Origin of the sequence: Paenibacillus sp. GYB006, assembly GCF_036577645.1 — a bacterium.
Taxonomy (GTDB): domain Bacteria; phylum Bacillota; class Bacilli; order Paenibacillales; family Paenibacillaceae; genus Paenibacillus.
The window spans coordinates 912833-926805 of record NZ_JARBDA010000001.1 but is presented as its reverse complement, the minus strand read 5'-3'; the positions used below and the strand labels follow the sequence as shown (position 1 = coordinate 926805).

The 13973-nt window shown below is 41.9% G+C and carries 15 protein-coding genes; all 15 read right to left on the bottom strand.

Annotated elements, in window-relative coordinates:
* Positions 1-72: 72 nt before the first annotated feature.
* Complete coding sequence (locus tag PV403_RS04470; protein ID WP_213532558.1) at positions 73-450, bottom strand: TIGR02530 family flagellar biosynthesis protein; 378 nt, start codon at positions 448-450, stop codon at positions 73-75.
* Entirely contained in the window at positions 447-971 is a 525-nt protein-coding gene (locus PV403_RS04465) for a flagellar hook capping FlgD N-terminal domain-containing protein (protein ID WP_213532557.1), read from the bottom strand. The genes PV403_RS04470 and PV403_RS04465 overlap by 4 nt, the downstream gene beginning before the upstream one ends.
* A 21-nt stretch (positions 972-992) precedes the next feature.
* Positions 993-2453 carry a flagellar hook-length control protein FliK gene (locus tag PV403_RS04460; RefSeq protein ID WP_213532556.1) on the bottom strand — a complete coding sequence of 487 codons (1461 nt, stop codon included), beginning with the start codon at positions 2451-2453 and terminating at the stop codon, positions 993-995.
* Between the two features lie 38 nt (positions 2454-2491).
* Complete coding sequence (locus tag PV403_RS04455; RefSeq protein WP_213532555.1) at positions 2492-3442, bottom strand: MotE family protein; 951 nt, start codon at positions 3440-3442, stop codon at positions 2492-2494.
* A gap of 40 nt (positions 3443-3482) precedes the next feature.
* Entirely contained in the window at positions 3483-3926 is a 444-nt protein-coding gene (gene fliJ / locus PV403_RS04450; RefSeq protein ID WP_213532554.1) for a flagellar export protein FliJ, read from the bottom strand.
* An 11-nt stretch (positions 3927-3937) separates the two neighbouring features.
* The gene (gene fliI, locus PV403_RS04445; protein ID WP_213532553.1) at positions 3938-5257 is read right to left on the bottom strand and encodes a flagellar protein export ATPase FliI; all 1320 of its coding nucleotides are present in this window, start codon (positions 5255-5257) and stop codon (positions 3938-3940) included.
* Positions 5244-6101, bottom strand: a complete 858-nt coding sequence (locus PV403_RS04440; RefSeq protein ID WP_213532552.1) for a FliH/SctL family protein — start codon at positions 6099-6101, stop codon at positions 5244-5246. The genes fliI and PV403_RS04440 overlap by 14 nt, the downstream gene beginning before the upstream one ends.
* Positions 6094-7110: a flagellar motor switch protein FliG gene (gene fliG / locus PV403_RS04435; RefSeq protein ID WP_213532551.1), complete on the bottom strand. Its 1017-nt coding sequence runs from the start codon at positions 7108-7110 to the stop codon at positions 6094-6096. The genes PV403_RS04440 and fliG overlap by 8 nt, the downstream gene beginning before the upstream one ends.
* An 11-nt stretch (positions 7111-7121) precedes the next feature.
* Entirely contained in the window at positions 7122-8699 is a 1578-nt protein-coding gene (gene fliF / locus PV403_RS04430; RefSeq protein ID WP_213532550.1) for a flagellar basal-body MS-ring/collar protein FliF, read from the bottom strand.
* A gap of 39 nt (positions 8700-8738) precedes the next feature.
* Positions 8739-9044: a flagellar hook-basal body complex protein FliE gene (fliE, locus tag PV403_RS04425; RefSeq protein ID WP_213532549.1), complete on the bottom strand. Its 306-nt coding sequence runs from the start codon at positions 9042-9044 to the stop codon at positions 8739-8741.
* Positions 9045-9088: 44 nt separating this feature from the next.
* Positions 9089-9538 (bottom strand): flagellar basal body rod protein FlgC, encoded by a 450-nt coding sequence (gene flgC / locus PV403_RS04420; RefSeq protein WP_213532548.1) that lies wholly within the window; start codon positions 9536-9538, stop codon positions 9089-9091.
* The gene (flgB, locus tag PV403_RS04415; protein ID WP_213532722.1) at positions 9538-9948 is read right to left on the bottom strand and encodes a flagellar basal body rod protein FlgB; all 411 of its coding nucleotides are present in this window, start codon (positions 9946-9948) and stop codon (positions 9538-9540) included. Before flgB ends, flgC begins: the two co-directional genes overlap by 1 nt.
* A gap of 497 nt (positions 9949-10445) precedes the next feature.
* On the bottom strand, positions 10446-11843 hold the full coding sequence (gene hslU / locus PV403_RS04410; protein WP_213532547.1) for an ATP-dependent protease ATPase subunit HslU: 1398 nt from the start codon (positions 11841-11843) through the stop codon (positions 10446-10448).
* An 84-nt stretch (positions 11844-11927) separates the two neighbouring features.
* A complete protein-coding gene (gene hslV / locus PV403_RS04405) occupies positions 11928-12470 on the bottom strand; it encodes an ATP-dependent protease subunit HslV (RefSeq protein WP_213532546.1) in 543 nt (180 codons plus the stop codon).
* 82 nt (positions 12471-12552) lie between these two features.
* Entirely contained in the window at positions 12553-13887 is a 1335-nt protein-coding gene (gene trmFO, locus PV403_RS04400) for an FADH(2)-oxidizing methylenetetrahydrofolate--tRNA-(uracil(54)-C(5))-methyltransferase TrmFO (RefSeq protein WP_213532545.1), read from the bottom strand.
* Positions 13888-13973 lie beyond the last annotated feature (86 nt).

Sequence of the window (13973 nt, the reverse complement as noted above, 5' to 3'; positions counted from 1 at the left end):
ATTGGTTGATTGGCTGCTTCTGTCGATCCGCAACCCTTAGGCTTTCCGTTAGGTCCAGCCTCATATAGATAATTAAGGAATGATAATAGCACTATCAATCTGCGTAAATACGCCTTCTGTTAACGAGGGTCCATTCACCGCAGTTACGATCGTTCGGTTCTTTACATTTACAATAAAAGCGGTATCTTCCATCAGCACAAGTGTTTCTTTAGAACCTTTGGCTGCAGCTTTATCTACAGCCTCAGCAATCTTCTCTAAATGATTTTTACCGAGCTCTATACCTCGCTGCTCTAACCTTTTTGAAGCATGATAACTAAGCTTTATGCACTCATTGTTAAATAACTTGTTAAAAGAAACGGTCTCTTCTGATCCTGACTTATTGGTATCACGGGTGTTGGGAGATTTCACTGTACTTGTATAGAGCTGACCTACTCTTACAACGCCACTCATCCCTCAGCTCCATCGGCTTCTTCGCTTACATCCACTTTCTCTTCAGAAGAGGCACTGGCTTCCAAGACTATTTCTTCTGTTTTTACATCACTGATCTGAGTAATGTCTTTTAGCGCAATTTCCTTATCATTAATAACCGCATACTGCATTTGATCCCGAATAATAATGGATTCCACGACACCGCTTTGAACAGCACCTTCATTTGAACCCTCGCTTGTACCAATCCAGCTTACTTGTTTACCGATCAGTCCAGAAACCGCACCTAAAGATTGCGATAAATTTTGAAGTTGACCCGATATATTCGACAATTGTTCTACAGAAGTAAACTGAGCCATTTGAGCGATAAATTCTTTATCTTCCATCGGCTGCATTGGATTCTGGTTCTGTAACTGAGTAATCAGTATTTTCAAAAATTGATCCTTACCCATCGCATCTGAGGATTCTTTACTCGCTGCTGTAGTTACATTGGAAGCTGAGTAGTTAGGCCAAATATTCGTCGTAGAAATGATATCCGCTGACATTTTCACACCCCGCTTCGCTCATTATATTTTCGCAGTGAATCCGCTTGTCTGATCGCCTTCCGTATATAACTCCAATTCTTGCTGCTCCTGCATCCAAGTACGAAGCTCGTCTTGAATCTCTGCTGTAGTTAGTAGATCTTCATTGTTCCGTTCTCGTTCTTTAGATCTGCGCTGGTTACCAGGCTGTCCGTTTGAACTGCCTCCATCCTGATACATATGTGACGATAATGAGGTGTTCTGAGTCACTTCAAGTCGTTCGACCTGAATCCCTTGAGCCTGAAGTACAGCTCTTAACTGTGTCATTTGCTGTTCGAGCAAATCCTTCGCTCCTGCATGTTCTGTCATAAACTTTGCAACCAAATGACCATTTTGCATCGATAACTGCACGTCCAGTTGACCTAAATGCTGAGGTCTTAAAGAAATAACCGCTTCTGTCATTCCCTGTTGCTTCACAATTTCAAATTTACTGACAACAAATTCGGACATCTCTTTAGAAAATTGTTGAACCGGTATGACCGTTTCTGATCTAGTTAGTGGTGCTGTCCCATTCTTTATAGCTAACTGCCCTGCAGTGATAAGGTTTGTCGCTTGATTATCCTGCGTTTCCTCCGGATTCACTTCCTGAGAAGATTCGGGATCTACCTTCTGCTGTATTGACTCATCAAGAGTCGTTACTTTGATCATTTCTTTTGTTGCTAGCTTGTTACTACCGTTTTGTTCACCGACGTTTTCCAGAATCTCGGCATCCCCCGTAAGGAGTGAAGGTTCTATAGAAAACGTTGTTTTTTCTGCTGAAGCGAATGTGCTTTTTGCCATCAGGCTAAGTTCGGTCATCAGTGAATTTAATTTCGTAACAGAATCTGTTTTTACATCTGATTTTCCTAAAATCTCTTTCAGATTTACGATTAGCTGCTCCTGAGTATGTATAAGATCTTCTAATGGTGCAGCTGTTTCTGAATTTGTTTTACTTGCTTCTATTAATTGATGCAGTACTTCTTGCAGTGCATACTTTACGGTATCCGACTGCTCTGTGAGTGCATTCATGGCTTGAAAAGATACGTTTTGCTCTGCTGATTCTTCATTGTTTGCAGGATAGAGATAATATAAAGCTTGCTGCAGCCACCCCTTCAGATCGGCAATCATTTCTTCATGCTTTTCACTACGATCCAAATCTTTCTCTTGCTCAAGTGTTGTAATGAGTTCATCAATAATCGCTTCTGCTTCCATAAGGAGAGTCGCTTCGTCCAAAGTACTTGTATTCACTTCCGGAGTAACACTTTCATCTGGATTTACCGTAAGAAAAGTAAACATGGCCGGCGTTTCCTTGTTTCCCGCTTGATTCATTCCCTCACTCGTTGTCTGCATGTTCACTTGCAAAGCCACAAGAAACCCAGTTGATTCGTTTCCAGTAGTCTTACTTGCCTCAGATCCAGAATCCATCAAACTAACTGCTTTTCCTACTTGTGAAAAAGAAGATATCATTCGTTTTTCACCTCCTCTCACTTGATATAAAATATCAATTAATTTTTACTCCCCATTAAACGATTTAATATTTTTGCAGAGACAGCAGCATCGGCAGAAGACATTTGGTCTAGTAATTTTGCTCTCGTTGCATCATCTACCGTTTTTAAAATCGTGATCGCTTGGTCTGGACTTAGTTTATAGGTCTCAAGAATTAAGTTTGCACCACTGTCTGCTGACATCGATGAAAAGGTTTGTGTCAGCTCATTTTTATCCAAGTTCCGATTGTTAGATGTAGTCGTTGATGAAGCTTGTTTGTTGTTCATTTTGGATTGTAATGCGGCAATGGCGCGACTTTCAGAAGTCGTTGTATTTTTTAGTGCCTCTGTAACTTCAGCAGCTGCCTGAGGTGTCATTTTTTCAAGAATGCTGCGTTGTGCATCTGATTTCATCTCTGCAAGAAGCTGAACCTGCTCTTCGAGCGTCATACTTTGAATAATAGGAGCTGCCTTACTCGGCTTCATTTGACCGTACATTTTAGCAAGATCTTTCACTTGCTTTAGGTAAGGATCTATGGTTTCTGTTTCATTTGACGCTGTTGCATCACCACTTGAACTCGTTGTTACCTGTAACTCTTTTATTTCATCTTCTAATTTCTGTACATTGCTATCCTGTTTAGCTTTCTCCTGTTGCACCTGCTCAAGCTCCGTTTTTGAATCAGCAAGCTGTGTCTTTAATTTATCGATGACTGCCTTATTACTTTCTATTTGTTTCTCGGCTTGTCTTTCTTTTTGGGTTGCTGGATCTAACGCTTCCTCCGGTATCCATTCTTTCACTACCGGAATTTTGCTTGCAATTTCGATCGCATTTTTTCTGAAATCAACATTCAGAACGACGAGCAGTACAACAACCAGTACGAGACAAAAGACAACAGGGATTCCAATAATCATAAATTTCTCCCAAGCCCCTCCGGACTCTCGCTCCAGTTCCTCTCGATCCTTGTCTACCAACCATCATTCCTCCTTCGGTGCATCACGCCCGCACATTCTTTTAACGTGCTCTTACAGCAAAGCGCACCGTTGCCATTTCATCCAGTTCATTTTGTTCCCTAAGGAGCATCTCCTGTTGATAATGCATTTTTTCTTTTTCTCGCGCCTGGTTCCATACTTTTTCATCCAGCATTTTATCGTTCAAAAAAGCTTGGTTTTGTTTGACGTTCACTTCAGCATGAGCCACATCATTATTTTTGCGGCTGATGCATTCATCTAGATAGTGAACGTAACGATTCATCTCCTGTAAACTAGAAGCCGAAGCGCTTTGCAGTGAGAAAGAAGAAATGCCTTCCATGAGATTTTCTCGATCTCTCACAAGTTCCAGCAAATGATTTTCTTCGGCTTGCAGTTTACCAATAGCAGAAGAAAGAAGCCACTCTGCCTGTGTTTTCTCCTTCGCCTTGAGATCCACAACTTTTTGAAAATGATAAGTAAACCCCATAATGTACTAAGTCATCTCCTTGCAAACTCGGTAATTAGTCTTTGTCTTACTTCATCCAATACTACTTTTTCATCTACCTTCTGCCGTGTGAACCGCCATATATCCTGTATTCGGTCTATCGACTCATCAATCTCTATATTCGATCCTTTTTGATAAGCACCAATATTAATTAGATCTTCTGAGTTCTTATAGACCGACATGAGACGTTTTATATTTTCAGCTGCATCAATCTGTTCCGCAGGAGCAATATCTTTCATCACCCGGCTTATGCTCGCGAGCACATCTATAGCTGGAAAATGTCCTTTATTCGCAATTCCCCGGTTCAGCACAATATGTCCATCGAGAATACCACGGACAGCATCCGCAATCGGCTCATTCATGTCGTCCCCATCCACAAGGACCGTGTAAAAGGCAGTAATCGATCCGACAGGCCCCGTTCCCGCTCGCTCCAATAGTTTAGGTAAACTAGCAAATACGGAAGGAGTGTAACCTCTCATTGCTGGCGGCTCCCCAACCGCAAGACCAACTTCACGCTGTGCCATCGCATACCTTGTCACCGAATCCATCATCAGCATGACATTCATGCCGCGATCTCGGAAATACTCTGCAATGGTAGTTGCAATCAGCGCTCCTTTGATACGCACTAGTGCGGGCTGATCCGATGTAGCCACGATAACAACAGAACGTTCGAGCCCCTCAGGCCCAAGATCTCGTTCAATAAAATCTAATACTTCCCGTCCCCGTTCCCCGATAAGAGCAATCACATTGACATCTGCTGATGTATTACGGGCAATCATCCCCATCAAGGTACTTTTACCAACCCCTGACCCGGCAAAGATCCCCACCCGCTGTCCTTTACCAATCGTAAGCAGTCCGTCGATTGCACGAACACCAATGCTGATAGGCTCAAGTACCCTGGGTCTATTCAGTGGATTAATGGGTGCACTTGAAGTTGAATAGCGCTGCATTCGGGCGGGAATAAGTGAACCATCCAGGGGCTGCCCTAGACCATCAAGTACTTTACCGAGAAGTTCAGATCCGACTTGAATATTCAAAGGTTTCCCCGTTCCCACCACATCACAGCCAGGACCAATCGACTGTAGATCACCAAGCGGCATCAGAAGTACTTTGTTATCTCGAAATCCGACCACTTCTGCTTTCAGCGGAAGGGCCGAATTCGTCGGATAAATGTAACAAACATCTCCTATGCTTGCATCCGGACCTTCTGATTCCACCATCAGTCCGATCACCTGAGTAACTTTTCCATTAATACGGACCGGGTCCAGTTGTTTCAGTTGATCCATATATCGCTGTGAACTAAGAACCTTCATATGAATTCGTCCGCTCCTCGCTATCCAGCGCTACCCGGATCAATTCTTTCTTGATTTCGGTGAGCTGCGTATCTACTCTGGCATCGACACTTCCGAAAGAAGAACGAATAACACATCCTTTATCTCGAACGGAAGCATCCGGCAATATTTTCAGTTCAGCTTGAGAGTCGATCGCGTAAGTCAATTCCTCTCTAGCAGCTTGGACATATGAAAATTCCTTAGGAGATACACATAATGTGATAACACCTTGTTCTCTTTTTCTTGCCAAGTTCTTACGAATCAGTTCAATCATAAGACTCGGTTCTGTTGAAAGCTGATGATCGATTACTTTCTCAGCAATTGCCGTGCTCAGTTCAACTAGAAAAGGTTCTGCTTCCTGTATAATCTGTTCTTTGGCTTCGTAAACTTCACTCAGCACCAGCTGTGCTTCTGCCATTTTTTCTTCCATATAAGTTTGAAGCTCTTCTTTTGCCTTGTCTGCACCCTCATGATAACCCTGTTGATATCCTTCTGAGCGAAGAGCATCCATCAGATGCTCATCTTGAAGTCTTTTTTCTTCCCACCAAGAAGCAATTTGTTCCTTGGCTTCCTGAAGTAATCGCTCTGCTTCTTCTGCTGCTTCACGCACTTGCCTTTCTGCAAAGTCCTTCGCATTCTCGAGCATTTCCTGCTTCATTCGAATCGATTCTTCATCGACCGTTGGCTTTTGTTCTTCTACCACTATTCTTTCATTATGATCAGAATTCGCTTCAACACCTGATTTTTCACCATACTCATGAACCGATTTCACCTGCTTATGGGTATCAACGGGTACATACTCAAAGGATTTAATCAGATTAGACAACGATATCATCTCCTCCGCCGCGAGCAATAATAATCTCACCAGCTTCTTCCAGTCTTCTAATCGTTGCAACGATACGGGTTTGTGCTTCTTCTACATCACGCAGTCTGACAGGTCCCATGAATTCCATTTCTTCTTTAAAAGTCTCTGCCATGCGTTTAGACATATTGTTGAAGATAGAATTCCGAACTTCTTCGCTCGCCACCTTGAGCGCAAGCTGTAGGTCAGCATTATCAATATCTCGAATAATTCGCTGAATCGACCGGTCATCGACATTAACGATATCCTCGAAGACAAACATCCGTTTCTTGATTTCTTCTGCCAGTTCAGGATCCTGTATTTCCAGAGAATCCAGTATCGTTCTCTCGGTTCCGCGGTCAACTCCATTTAGGATTTGAACGATCGATTCAATTCCGCCTGCATTCGTGTAATCATGCGTAACCGTGGCAGATAGTTTCTGTTCAAGTACTCTTTCTACTTGGGCGATTACTTCTGGTGAAGTGCTGTCCATTACTGCAACCCGCCTTGCAACATCCGCTTGTTTCTCTTGCGGAAGAGAGGAAAGGATGACGGCTGCTTGTTCAAATTGCAAGTAAGATAAGACAAGCGCAATCGTCTGCGGGCTTTCATTTTGTATAAAGTTAAGAATCTGATTCGGATCCGCCTTCCGAGCAAAGTCAAAGGGTCTGACCTGAAGGTTAGCGGTTAGTCTATTAATCACTTCCAGTGCTTTTTGAGATCCGAGTGCTTTTTCTAAAATTTCTCGTGCGTAATTAATACCGCCTTGTGAAATGTATTCTTGTGCCAAACAAATTTGGTGGAACTCAGACATAATGAGTTCTTTTTCTCCACCTTCTACTTTTCTTACGTTGGCAATTTCTAAAGTTAGCTGCTCTATTTCTTCATCTCGTAGATGCTTGAAAATTTGGGCTGATACCTCTGGTCCTAACGTTATGAGCAGGATTGCTGCCTTTTGCCTTCCGGTTAATCCGTTTCCTGGTGCCTTAACCAAGTTTCTCACCCCTATTCATCAGCAAGCCACGTTCGAAGCAAATCAACAAATTCATCCGGTTTCTTCTTCGCGAGTGACTCGAGTTGTTTACGTACCTGACTTTCATTTGTGACCGTTTCTAAAGTTACGGAAGGAAATTCGGTTGGAATCTGAAGCGGAAGATCATCTTCCTCATACTCCTCTTCCTTCTTACGGCGATTTCGATAAATCAAGTATCCTCCGCCTGCTAGCAGTAATACAGCACCCGCTACTAAGCCCCCTATCATACCAGAAGACAACTGAATTCCTGTCTGTGTATCTGTGGCCGTTTGCGCTGGTTTAGCTAGTACAGAGACTTTCTTTTCTAGATCTGCGTCGTTATATGTACTTCCTGAATTTGCAAGTGACGCTCTCACAATGTTCACTAAAACTGTTTCTATTGCATCTCTTGTTGGCTCATCTAAAATTTCTTGTCCTTGGGGTGGTTCAACTGCTACATTAATGGTTAAGTCTTTTACAGTGTATGGACTTTGGACAATTTCCTTTGCGATTTGGTTAACCTCGTAATTGATTGTCGTGGAACTCTCTTCTCCGCTTGAAGTCTCAGAACCAGCAGCCGGGTAGTTTACAACATCTCCCTCTCCTGTTCCTGCTACACCGCCATCTTCTGCAGTACCGCCTGTGTAACTGCTCTGAATGTCTTGAACACTGATCTCAATACCTTTCATGTTCTCTTCATCTACCGGAGTAACCAGATTTTGAGTTTCGTTTACTTTGTCAAAATTCAGATTTGATGTCACAAGCACATTAATATCTGTGTTACCGATAATACCCGTTAGAAATTCTTTTACACTCTTTTGAACATCGCTCTCATATTTTTTCTGCAGCGCCATGTTCTCTTGTATTTCACCCAGTCCACTTCCTCCGCCACGCTCGGTTGGTTGAAGTTCTTCACCCTGATTCGTAGAAATGGTGATGTTTTCCAGTGGTAAGTTTGGTACCGCAGTTTTCATTAAGTTAAAATATCCGTCTACTGCCTTCTGTGACATTTGATACCCGGGCTGAAAAGTCAGTACTGCGGAAGCAGAGGCAGTTTCTTGATCCGAGCCGGCAAATAAACTTTTTTCAGGAAGATTAACTAATACTTTTGCATCTTGCACGCCCTGCATAGTCCGGAGCATTTGTTCAATCTCGCCATTAAAAGCGTTAGCGTATTTGACTTCGAATTCTTTATCTGTCGAACCCATCATTGAACCATTTTGCTCAAAGATGTCATAACCGATCGATCCGTTCTGAACTAATCCTTGGGATCCAACATCTACTTTCACCCTTGCCGCTTGCGTACTAGGTACTGAAATGCTTGTCCCATCTTTATTTAACTCAAAAGGAATATTTCCACTCTCAAGATAGCTCATGACCCCAGCTGAATCCTCTGCACTAAGATCAGTAAACGCTACTTCATACTCCGTTTTAGAGAACTGAATTGTAAGTGCAGCGGCGGCAATGATGAGAAACACCACCGTAGAAATCAGTAATACCCTTTGTTTTTTGGTAAATTTGTTCCAATACTGAGATATCTTCTCTCTATACTGGGCGATTCTCTCGTTCACTCCGTCACCTCATCCGAACTTTTGCTAATCATACCTCTATTACATTTGAATCCGCATAATTTCCTGATAGGCTTCGACCACTTTATTTCGAATTTGATTCGTTAACTGCAAACTTAGCAGTGCTTGTTCCGAAGCAATCATCACTTGATCTACATTCACATTACCTTTAACAAATTCTGTTGACATGACATGAGACGTTTTCTCTTGCTCTGCCACTTGCGTAATTGCCTGATCTAAATAGGATGAGAATTGTTTGATCGTATCTGAGGGGGTTGATTTATTTTGTGTTCCGCTCATTGAAGGAGATTGTAAAGCAGATGTTTGCAACATCGTATTTTGTATCATCTTTGGTCCCTCCTAAATTCTAAAATATGTAGTGTCTAATAACTCTATCTGCCGATCTCAAGTGCTTTAGACACCATTGCTTTTGAAGCATTTAGTGCAGTTACATTTGCCTCATAAGATCTTGATGCACTAATTAAATCTACCATTTCTTTCGTTATATCAACGTTAGGCATATATACGTACCCTTCGGCGTTTGCATCCGGATGTGTTGGGTTATATACCGATTTGAGCGGCGCTGTGTCTTCCTTAATAGAAGTTGCGATGACGCCTTGCTGAATGTCTTTGCCTTCCATCTGTGTCTGGAGCATATTCTTAAAGCTTGGCTTGCTAGTTTCTAGTACAACCATTTTTCGTTTATAAGGTACTGCTTCACCGTTCTCCATCTTCGCTCTTGTTGTTTCAGCATTTGCAATGTTTGAGGAAATTACATCCATCCGAAGACGCTGAGCGGTTAATGCAGAAGAACTAATGTCAAAGCTATTACTAATATTCATCAGCTGCTCCCTCCCGTTGCAATACGCATCATCTTAATTTGTTCTGTGACCTGCTGGATGTAGGCATTGTAACGAAGTTGATTCTCTGCCAAAAGGGTCATTTCCTTATCAACATCAACATTGTTTTCGTTATTATTCATTACCGTATTATGATCTGTCGAAATTCGCGCAGCAGGGATTTTACTGCTAAGACCTATAGGAATATGTTTCTCATTTGTTGTTTTCCCACTTAATGTACTTACATTCCCTTTCATTTCATCTTGCAAAAACTCTTCGAATTTGACTTCAGACCGTTTGAAATAAGGGGTGTCACTATTGGCTATATTGTTAGCAATCGCACGTTGCCTGAGGTTTGCAGCATCAATTCCCGCTTGAAGTGTTTTAAAACTACTGTCGTTCAATAAATTAATAACACTTACCTCCCTTATTAATTCCTAAAAATGACTTCTATATAAAATAAGACCTCGGTTGTCTCATTTTCGACAAATATGGCATTGATTATTTCTTTTCATAGGTCTTTAGTAGAATTACGAAGTTATTTGTCATATAACATAAGTTTCTTTCACTTGGGCATTTATTACAATAAGAAAAAAGCCCTATCTTTTATCATTAATAAGGACTTTTTGGGTATAAAGTACAAAATAACTTCATTCTAATGAAAAAAGAGTCCTATAAAGTATAGGTTTTTTCAACCTAATTTCTCATTTCTAAGATATTCAAAGTCAAGCATACAAAGGTAAAATGAAGATATTGAACCAGTCTATCATATAGTTAAACTCATTTATTGTCATTTAAACGTCTTAATTTCCTTTATTTATTTAATTTCCAACAAAGAGTTTGCATTAACACGAAAATTAATCAATAAAAAAAGCCCTCTAAAGGACTTATCCTTTAAAGAGCTTCTATTTTATAAAATGTATTGACTAAGATCACGATCTTTCGCAATCTCACCTAATTTCTCTCTTACGTATTCCGGCGTGATCACCATCTTATCGAGCGTGAGTTCGGGTGCTTCAAAAGAAAGGTCCTCCAATAGTTTTTCTAAAATGGTATGGAGCCTTCTCGCACCGATATTCTCTGTGCTTTGATTTACTGCTTCTGCAATATTGGCGATCTCACGAATCGCTTCTGGTGAAAATTCAATTTCAATATCTTCTGTTCGCAGAAGATCGGTATACTGTTTGGTCAGTGCATTTTTGGGTTCTGTCAAAATAGAAACAAAATCATCCAGTGTGAGGCTATTCAATTCCACGCGAATTGGGAAACGCCCCTGGAGCTCTGGAATGAGATCTGACGGTTTAGATACATGGAACGCACCCGCAGCGATAAACAAAATATAATCCGTCTTCACAGGGCCATATTTGGTCATTACGGTCGATCCTTCCACGATAGGGAGAATATCCCTTTGGACACCCTCACGAGAGACGTCAGGGCCTGATCCGCGTCCCTGGCTGGCTACTTTATCAATCTCATCAATAAAGATGATACCTGATTGCTCAGCGCGTCTGATCGACTCTTGGGTTACATCGTCCATATCAATCAGTTTGCTGGCTTCTTCTTGAATGAGAACTTTACGTGCCTCTTTTATACTTAGCTTGCGTTTTTTCGTGCGTTTTGGCAGGAAGTTACCAAACATCTCCTGCATATTCATACCCATCTGGTCATTTCCTTGACCAGCGAACATGTCAAACATGTTCGGGGCTGCATCTTCTACGTCAATCTCAATTACATCATTCTCAAGCTGACCGGACAGCAGTTCAAATTTCACTTTGCGTCTGCGCTCAGAAACGCTGGCTTCTTGCGCAGGATCTGCTTCCTCTGTCTGTTGATTATGATTACCAAAAATCATCTCGAACGGATTCTTCTGATTTTTAGATTTATTTGCGGAAGGAACAAGGATCTGTACAATGCGTTCATTCGCATTTTCTTCGGCTTTGTCCTTGACCTTTTCTGTTTTTTCAAGCTTGACGATCCGAATGGCTGTCTCAATTAAATCTCTAACCATAGATTCTACATCACGGCCAACATAACCCACTTCGGTAAATTTCGTTGCCTCTACTTTTACAAAGGGAGCACCCACAAGTTTAGCTAACCGTCTAGCAATTTCTGTTTTACCTACACCGGTAGGTCCGATCATAAGTATATTTTTTGGTACAATTTCATCTTGAGCATGCTCAGGAAGTCTACTTCGGCGGTATCTATTTCGCAGGGCTACAGCAACCGATTTCTTGGCTTGCTTTTGTCCCACAATATATTTGTCTAGTTCACTTACGATTTGTCTAGGGGTTAACGCTTCGTTTAACATCTTCTTCCCTCCCGGTAAATTTATCTTTTATTAAAATAGCTTGAATCAATTTCATAACTCATTAATATATGAAATTAATTCAGTTTACAGTTCTTCCACAATAATATTACTGTTTGTATAGACACAGATCTCGGAAGCCACAAGAAGTGCTTCACGAGCCATATCCTTGGCTTCCAGGTGTGTTGCATTTCGTTTCATAGCTCTTGCGGCAGACAAAGCATAGTTCCCGCCTGAACCAATCGCAAGCAGATCATCATCAGGTTCAATAATTTCTCCACCGCCTGAAATCAGCAGCATACCGGTTTTATCCATTACAATCATCAGCGCTTCTAACTTGCGAAGCACACGATCCTGGCGCCAATCTTTAGCAAGTTCCACTGCTGCACGCTGAAGATTCCCATGATGTTCCTCAAGCTTACCTTCAAATTTCTCAAATAGTGTAATTGCATCAGCAACGGAGCCTGCAAAACCAGCCACAACTTGTCCTCGGTATAACCTGCGAACTTTCTTCGCTGTATTTTTCATTACTACCGATTCTCCCATTGTTACTTGCCCATCACCCGCAATCGCTGCTTTGCCGTTATGACGTACAGCACATATCGTCGTTGCATGAAATGTCGTTTGCATCATGAAACCTCCTCTTCCATTCGTTTAAAAAAAGCCCGGCATGTCAGAAAAAGACTTGCCGGGCTTTCGTGCTAGCCTATCCTTACTTCCCCGTGGATAGTCCTTTTTCTTCTTTAAAATGTTGAATGCTTTCTAAAGCACGATTCGCAAGTGCTTCATTCTTCTCTTTCTTGTTGCGTATCTTACGTTCAAGACTCGGAAGCAATCCAAAGTTTGCATTCATCGGTTGGAAATGTTTGAAATCGGCAGTGGTAATATAGTGCGCCATACTTCCTAGTGTACTCTCTTTTGGAAGCACAAACAAATCTTGACCTAGTGCAAGATTCGCAGCATTCATACCAGCGATCAGCCCGGAAGCCGCAGACTCTACATAACCTTCAACCCCTGTCATTTGTCCAGCAAAGAACAGATTAGGGCGAGATTTGAATTGATACGTTGGTTCAAGCAATTTTGGAGAATTAATGAATGTATTACGATGCATCACACCATAACGGACAAATTCGGCATTCTCAAGACCAGGAATCATCTGGAATACTCGTTTTTGTTCTCCCCATTTCAGATGTGTCTGGAATCCTACTAGATTATATAAAGTCCCCGCTGCATTATCCTGACGCAATTGAACGACCGCATAAGGAAGTTCACCTGTGTGAGGATTCACGAGACCTACGGGTTTCATAGGACCAAACAATGCCGTTTGTTTACCACGCTTCATCATCACTTCAATCGGCATACAGCCTTCAAAGTAGATTTCTTTTTCGAATTCTTTAAGTTCAGCAACTTCTGCTGAAATGAGCGCGTCATAAAAGCGATTGAATTCTTCTTCATTCATTGGACAATTGAGATAAGCAGCTTCACCTTTATCATATCTTGAAGCCAAATATACTTTGCTCATATCAATAGAGTCTTTTTCTACGATCGGTGCAGCAGCATCGTAGAAGTAAAAATACTCCTCGCCCATAAGCTCTTTAATCTGTGCAGATAGAGCCGGAGAAGTTAATGGTCCTGTCGCAATAACGACGATTCCTTCTGTAGGAATTTCCTGAATCTCCTCATTTACCACTTCTACTAGAGGATGTTCATGAAGCATACGTGTAATTTCACCGGAGAAACCATCTCGATCCACAGCCAGTGCACCGCCCGCAGGTACCGCATTACGGTCAGCGGAACCGATTACGAGCGAATCCATCATTCTCATTTCTTCTTTTAATACACCTACCGCGTTCGTAAGTCCATTAGCCCGCAGCGAATTACTGCATACAAGTTCAGCAAATTGATTCGTATGGTGTGCCGGCGTTTTAACAACAGGGCGCATCTCATACAGCTTAACAGGCACGCCTCTTTGGGCGATTTGCCATGCTGCTTCACTTCCTGCGAGACCTGCTCCAATAACGGTTACTTGTTGTACTCTATCACTCATTATATATATTTCCTCCCTGCTGCTGTCAGCAACTCTTCATTATTTCGACATGCTGACAGCAGTCCGGTCTATCCGGTTTCACTATA

Excerpts from the sequence above, each read along its gene's own strand:
- PV403_RS04470 (WP_213532558.1), bottom strand. The coding sequence starts at position 450 with ATGAGTGGCGTTGTAAGAGTAGGTCAGCTCTATACAAGTACAGTGAAA.
- fliI (WP_213532553.1), bottom strand. The coding sequence starts at position 5,257 with ATGAAGGTTCTTAGTTCACAGCGATATATGGATCAACTGAAACAACTG.
- hslU (WP_213532547.1), bottom strand. The coding sequence starts at position 11,843 with ATGTTAAACGAAGCGTTAACCCCTAGACAAATCGTAAGTGAACTAGAC.
- trmFO (WP_213532545.1), bottom strand. The coding sequence starts at position 13,887 with ATGAGTGATAGAGTACAACAAGTAACCGTTATTGGAGCAGGTCTCGCA.
- fliJ (WP_213532554.1), bottom strand. The coding sequence starts at position 3,926 with ATGGGGTTTACTTATCATTTTCAAAAAGTTGTGGATCTCAAGGCGAAG.
- hslV (WP_213532546.1), bottom strand. The coding sequence starts at position 12,470 with ATGCAAACGACATTTCATGCAACGACGATATGTGCTGTACGTCATAAC.
- PV403_RS04460 (WP_213532556.1), bottom strand. The coding sequence starts at position 2,453 with ATGATATCTTCTTTTTCACAAGTAGGAAAAGCAGTTAGTTTGATGGAT.
- fliE (WP_213532549.1), bottom strand. The coding sequence starts at position 9,044 with ATGATACAAAATACGATGTTGCAAACATCTGCTTTACAATCTCCTTCA.
- PV403_RS04465 (WP_213532557.1), bottom strand. The coding sequence starts at position 971 with ATGTCAGCGGATATCATTTCTACGACGAATATTTGGCCTAACTACTCA.
- flgC (WP_213532548.1), bottom strand. The coding sequence starts at position 9,538 with ATGAATATTAGTAATAGCTTTGACATTAGTTCTTCTGCATTAACCGCT.